Origin of the sequence: Xanthomonas sp. BRIP62418, assembly GCF_003993495.1 — a bacterium.
Taxonomy (GTDB): Bacteria; Pseudomonadota; Gammaproteobacteria; order Xanthomonadales; family Xanthomonadaceae; genus Xanthomonas; species Xanthomonas euroxanthea.
Window position 1 is genome coordinate 1 of the sequence record NZ_QEZG01000008.1, and the last position, 398, is coordinate 398.

1 protein-coding gene is annotated in these 398 nt (G+C 66.1%); it reads left to right on the forward strand.

All coding sequences use genetic code 11. The features are described from left to right. Positions 1 to 398 (forward strand): DNA recombination protein RmuC (gene rmuC, locus EO174_RS00030; RefSeq protein WP_126941553.1); only part of this gene is annotated, 398 nt, incomplete at both ends.

Genomic DNA, 398 nt, shown 5'->3' on the forward strand with positions numbered 1-398 from the left:
TGCAGCAGCTGGCCACCGGCGTGGGCGATCTCAAGCGCGTGCTGACCAACGTCAAGGACCGCGGCGGCTGGGGCGAGGTGCAGCTGGAGAACATCCTCGAGCAGACGCTGACGATGGAGCAGTACGCGCGCAGCGTGCGGGTCAGGCCCGACAGCGCCGAAGCGGTGGATTTTGCGATCCGCCTGCCGGGGCGTGGCGACGACACCGTGGTATGGCTGCCGGTCGATGCCAAGTTCCCGCGCGAGGACTACGAACGCCTGATCGATGCGCAGGAAAAGGGCGACCTGGACGCGATCAAGAATTCGACCGCGCAGCTGGAGCGCGCCATCCGCATCCAGGCCAAGTCGATCAGCGACAAGTACGTCTGCCCGCCGCAGACCACTGACTTCGCAGTGATG